Annotated in this window: 5 protein-coding genes; all 5 read left to right on the top strand. The window is 69.6% G+C overall.

Annotated features, from left to right (window positions below):
* The coding region (locus LK10_RS05920) for a tyrosine-type recombinase/integrase (protein WP_043121095.1) at positions 1–725 on the top strand (725 nt) is incomplete at its 5' end.
* Positions 722–3,178 (top strand): tyrosine-type recombinase/integrase, encoded by a 2,457-nt coding sequence (locus tag LK10_RS05915; RefSeq protein WP_043121093.1) that lies wholly within the window; start codon positions 722–724, stop codon positions 3,176–3,178. The genes LK10_RS05920 and LK10_RS05915, both read left to right, overlap by 4 nt.
* A gap of 23 nt (positions 3,179–3,201) precedes the next feature.
* Positions 3,202–3,723, top strand: coding sequence for a DUF6262 family protein (locus LK10_RS05910; protein ID WP_043121092.1), 522 nt, complete (start codon positions 3,202–3,204; stop codon positions 3,721–3,723).
* A complete protein-coding gene (locus LK10_RS05905) occupies positions 3,686–4,222 on the top strand; it encodes a hypothetical protein (protein WP_156144054.1) in 537 nt (178 codons plus the stop codon). Before LK10_RS05910 ends, LK10_RS05905 begins: the two co-directional genes overlap by 38 nt.
* 152 nt (positions 4,223–4,374) lie before the next feature.
* A partial coding sequence (locus LK10_RS21205) for a DUF4287 domain-containing protein (RefSeq protein ID WP_081998309.1) occupies positions 4,375–4,539 on the top strand: 165 nt, incomplete at its 3' end.

The following is a 4,539-nucleotide window of genomic DNA, read 5'->3' as shown; positions in this document are numbered from 1 at the left end:
TCTATGGCGGCGAGCAGGGACGTATCCGGCAGGTGAAGGTTCCCGAGCTGCAGGTCAAACGCCGGGAAGAAGAGGAACCGCTCGAATGGATCGAATCCGAGCACGACAGGGTGAAGCTGTTGGCGCTCGGCCTGCCCTCCCGCGACAGGTTCCTGGTCGACCTGCTGTTCTTCACCGGGCTGCGCGTCGGGGAGGCCTTGGCGCTTTTCCGGCAGGACCTTCATCTCCTGGCCGAGAGCTCGGCCCTGGGCTGTCCCGTGCGCGGACCCCACGTCCACGTCCGTGAGAACGATGTACTCAACGGGGCCAGGGCGAAGAGCGGCCACCGGTGGGTCCCCGTTCCCGACCGGGTCGTCTTCTCCTACGAGGACTACCTCCTCGAGCGCCACGACGTCCTCGGCACGGAGGGCAATCCGCATGTCTTCGTCAATCTCTACCGCCGCAACCGTGGGGCGGCCCTGACATACGCAGGTGTCCGAGACCTTTTCGAGCGGGTCTCCACCGCGGTGGAGACCCGGGTGCGCCCACACATGCTCCGCCACACCCGCGCCACGATGTGGCTGCGGGGCATCGACACCCCGCGCCTGGACCTGGACACGGTCAGGGCGCTGCTCGGCCACGCCTCACTGGAGTCGACCAGCGTCTACACCCACACCCGGGAAGAGGACCTGCGGGCCGCGGTCGGCAACGCCTCACTGGCTGGCGTTGCGGACCAGTCCGAGTGAATGCCTCGACTGCCGTCGGCGCCGCCCGGGTCGCCTCTCTGCGGCCCCGCACCGGCCCGGATCCGAGGGACTGGATCGGCTTCCTCGAGGACCAGATGCCCCCGGACTGGCTGCCCGGGGAGTGGGACCCGCGGACGGGAAACCTCACACCCCTGCCGGACACCGGCAGGTTCGGCGTCGTCACCTGCTCGGGGGCCGGCTGCGGGTCCGTGATCGAACAGCGCAGGATGTGCGAACGCTGCATCCAGTCAAGGCAAGGCGCCATCAGCGCCACGGACGTGGACCGAGGCACGCCGGCCAAGGGGTCCGGCGCCTACTCCCAACGGGACTGCCTCCTCGTCCGCGACGGTATCCGGTGCGGCCGGAACCAGCGCGCCCACGGGCTCTGCCTCACCCACGCCGCGCTGTTCAAAGCGAGCGTGAAGCACGACGACGTGCGGGCCTGGCTCGCCTCGACCTCATCCAAGCCGAAGCCGTTCGTACCCTGCGCGGCGAAAGGCTGTCCCGTCAGCGCCGAAAACCTCGGCGGCAGCCCGCCGCCGTGCGCGAACCACGCCTACCGGCTGCGCAGCAAGCGCCAGCGCGGCGAGGTCGTCGACGAACAGGGCACCCGCGAGTGGCTGGCGGATCCGTCCGAACCCCGGGTCATCCTCCGGATCGGGCGGGTGGGCCCGCGCCTGCAGGCCGAACTGCGATACGCCATCCAAGCCCACCTGTTCCTCAAACGCGGCCCCGTGCAGGTGGACGCGTACCGGGACCTGATCAACAAGGCCATCAGGTGGAAGACCGCGTCCCTGGCCGAGACCATCGCCCACCCCGACAACAGGCCCAACCAGAACAGCCGCTCCGTCCAGCGCTTCATCCTCGAAGTCCTCGAACGGGAAGAACGCTCCCACGCTGGGTACGACCCCCACACCGAGAACCTGATCCACCTGGAAGACCTGAACCTCCGCGGCGCAGTGCCTGCAGGGAATGAGGCATTCCGGATGCCTCCGCTGGACCTCGGCCGGATCGTCCAGCCCTGGCTGCGCGAGGGCTACCGGAACTGGCTCCTGACGACCCTCCCGCGCCGTGAGGATGCTCGGATCGGCTACCGCGTCGCGGTCCTCGCCGCCCAGACGCTGATCCGGGGGCCCGACAGGGGCGAGGATCCGCGCTCCCTCGGCCCAGCGCAGATGAGCGCGGTCATCGGGGCGATGAACCGGCGATGGCCCAACTATGGCGGGGCCAAGGGCGTCTTCCGCATCTGGCGACAGATCCTCGAGACCGGGCACCGGAGCACGGTCTGGGACGCGGTCCCCCGCTCCTTCAGCTACAACCCCCGCCTGCACCGGCCCCCGACCCATGCCCGCACGTTCCGCGAGGCCCACAGCCCGGGCCGGGCGATCCCGGTCGCCGCGGTCGCCCACCTGCGCAACAACCTCCAAGCGCTCGGCCAGTACCCGAACAGGGACATGGCCATCGCCATGCTCGCCGTCCTCATCGACACCGGACGGCGCCCCAGCGAAGTCGTCAGCCTGCGACGGGACTGCCTCAAACGGGACCGCCACGGAGACTGGATCCTGCTCTACGACAACCACAAGGCCGGACGGCTCCAGCTCAGGCTCCCCATAGGCCAGGAGACAGCCGACGCCATCACGGCCTGGACTGGCACCAGCGGCGGCAGCGGGCCAGGGCCGCGATGGCTCTTCCCCAGCCCGATGAAGTCCCGGACCGGGCTTCCCGCGACCTACGCGGTGCTCCGCGCCGCACTCCGACGGCTCCTCCGTGACGTGCCGCCCCTCCAGGGCCCCGTCAAGGACCTGCACGGCGCACCGATTCCGTTCGACTTCGCCCGCGTCCGCCCCCACGATTTCCGTCATTCTTACGCCCAGCGCCATGTCGACAACGGCACGGCACCGGACGAGCTGCGGGACCTGCTCGACCACGAGGACGTGCGCACCACGATGGGGTACTACGAGGTCAACGACGCCCGAAAGCGCGCCGCCGCCGACCTGCTGGCCCCGCTGACTTACGACCGCAACGGGGAGAGGGTCGGGCTCTCCGCCGGGCGCCGTGCGCTGGCCTCGGTCGCCGTCCCCTACGGAGGATGCACCGAGCCGTCGAACGTCAAGGCCGGCGGCGACGCCTGCCCCATCCGCTTCCAGTGCGCCGGCTGCACCTTCTACCGCCCCGACCCGTCCTACCTCCCGGACATCGAAAGACACCTCGTGGAGCTCAAGACCAACGCCGCCCAGGCCCGCCGCCTGGGCGCCCCGCCGCACGCCGTCGCGAACTTCGAAGGCCAGGTCGCCGACTTCCAGCGGATCGTCGACCGCATGCGCACCGACGTGGCACTGCTTCCCGAAGCCGAACAGCAGGCCATCCAGTCCGCGTCCGAAGTGCTTCGCTCGGCCAGGCTCGCCGCTGCCCCGGGCCGGCAGCTGCCCCTCAGAGCCAAGGGAGCCCCGTGACAACGAGGAGGAACACCGGGCCGATGGCCTCCGCCCGGCGCCAGGACAGCGACACGAAACGGGCCGCGACTGCCTCTGCCATCAACCGGTTCCTCCTCGACGGCACGCTCGTCACCGTCAGCGCCATCGCGCATGCGGTCGGCGTCAGCCGCAACTTCATCTACTCCCACGAGAGCCTCCTCCACCAGCTCGAAGCCGCCCGCCAGACCCAAGCAGACGCCCGGATCCCACGGCAGCGGCAGCCGATCCATGGGGCGCCCGGGCGCGCCGCGCTGACCGCGGAGCTGGCCATGGCGAACCAGTCCATCCGGCGGCTCCGGCAGGAGCTCGCAGAACTCCAGGCAAGGCACCAGCGCTGCCTCGGCGACAAGGTCAGCGCGGCGGACGCCCGACCTCAGCACGACTCGGCCGTCGCGCAGAAGCGGATGATCGAACAGCTCACCGAGCAGAACCGCTTCCTGACACGGCAGGCCGAGGCGCTCAGCCACCAGATCAAGGACCTGACCGATGACCTCACCGCCGAACGCAGAGCCACCTCGGACTAGCGTCCGTCAGCGCTGGGGCCCGCGAGTCGGCGACCAGGAGGGCAGCCTTACGGTGCGAGCGCTTGGCCGCCAGGGCATCGCCCGGGAGACGCTGGCAGAGTGGACCATGGGCGGGCCCGGCGAAGGGCCGAGAAGGGACAGCCGTGAACGTACTGCTCTTGGCGAGCCTACTGGTGGGCGGGTACAACTTCGGCACGATCTGGGCGGGCACGAGGTGGACATCTTCAGGTCCTGGCCCCTCATGGGCGATCGCTTCCGGAGAGTCCAGGACGCGCACTGGCGCAAACTGCCGTACTGGGTCTTCATCCCGGTAGGCCTCGGGCTCGGCCTCGCCGTGGTCTTGGTCTGGTTCCACCCGCGGGACTCCCCTGCATGGGGCGTCGGGGGATCATTGGGATGCCAGGTGCTGTCCTTGGCTCTCACTGCCGTGTTCTGGGGGCGCCGGCAGGCCCAACTCGCCCGGGATCCTCTGGGAGCCGAGAGCCCCACCTTCGCCTGATCCTGCGCACCCACTGGGTCAGGACGGCCCTGATCACCGCCAACGCTGTCGTGCTCCTGCTCTGCGGATGGCCGAGCCGTCCGGTGCCGGTGCCGCCGAGGACGCGCTGAGGACAGCGAGCCTTCCCGCCGGGCGGGTGCAATAATCACGGCATGCCCGAGGAGAAGGTGACAGGACCGGCCTCATACTTCCCGTCGATCGAGAAGAAGTACGGCCAGCCGATCAGCCATTGGATGGCCGAGCTGGAGGCCGTGTCTGATCTGAAGCACATGGACCAGGTCGCCTTCCTGAAGGAGAAGTTCGGCATGGGCCACGGT

The organism is Sinomonas humi (genome assembly GCF_000802235.1).
Classification (GTDB): Bacteria; Actinomycetota; Actinomycetes; order Actinomycetales; family Micrococcaceae; genus Sinomonas; species Sinomonas humi.
The sequence above is the reverse complement of the archived record's forward strand: the minus strand, read 5'-3'. Positions and strand labels throughout refer to the sequence as shown.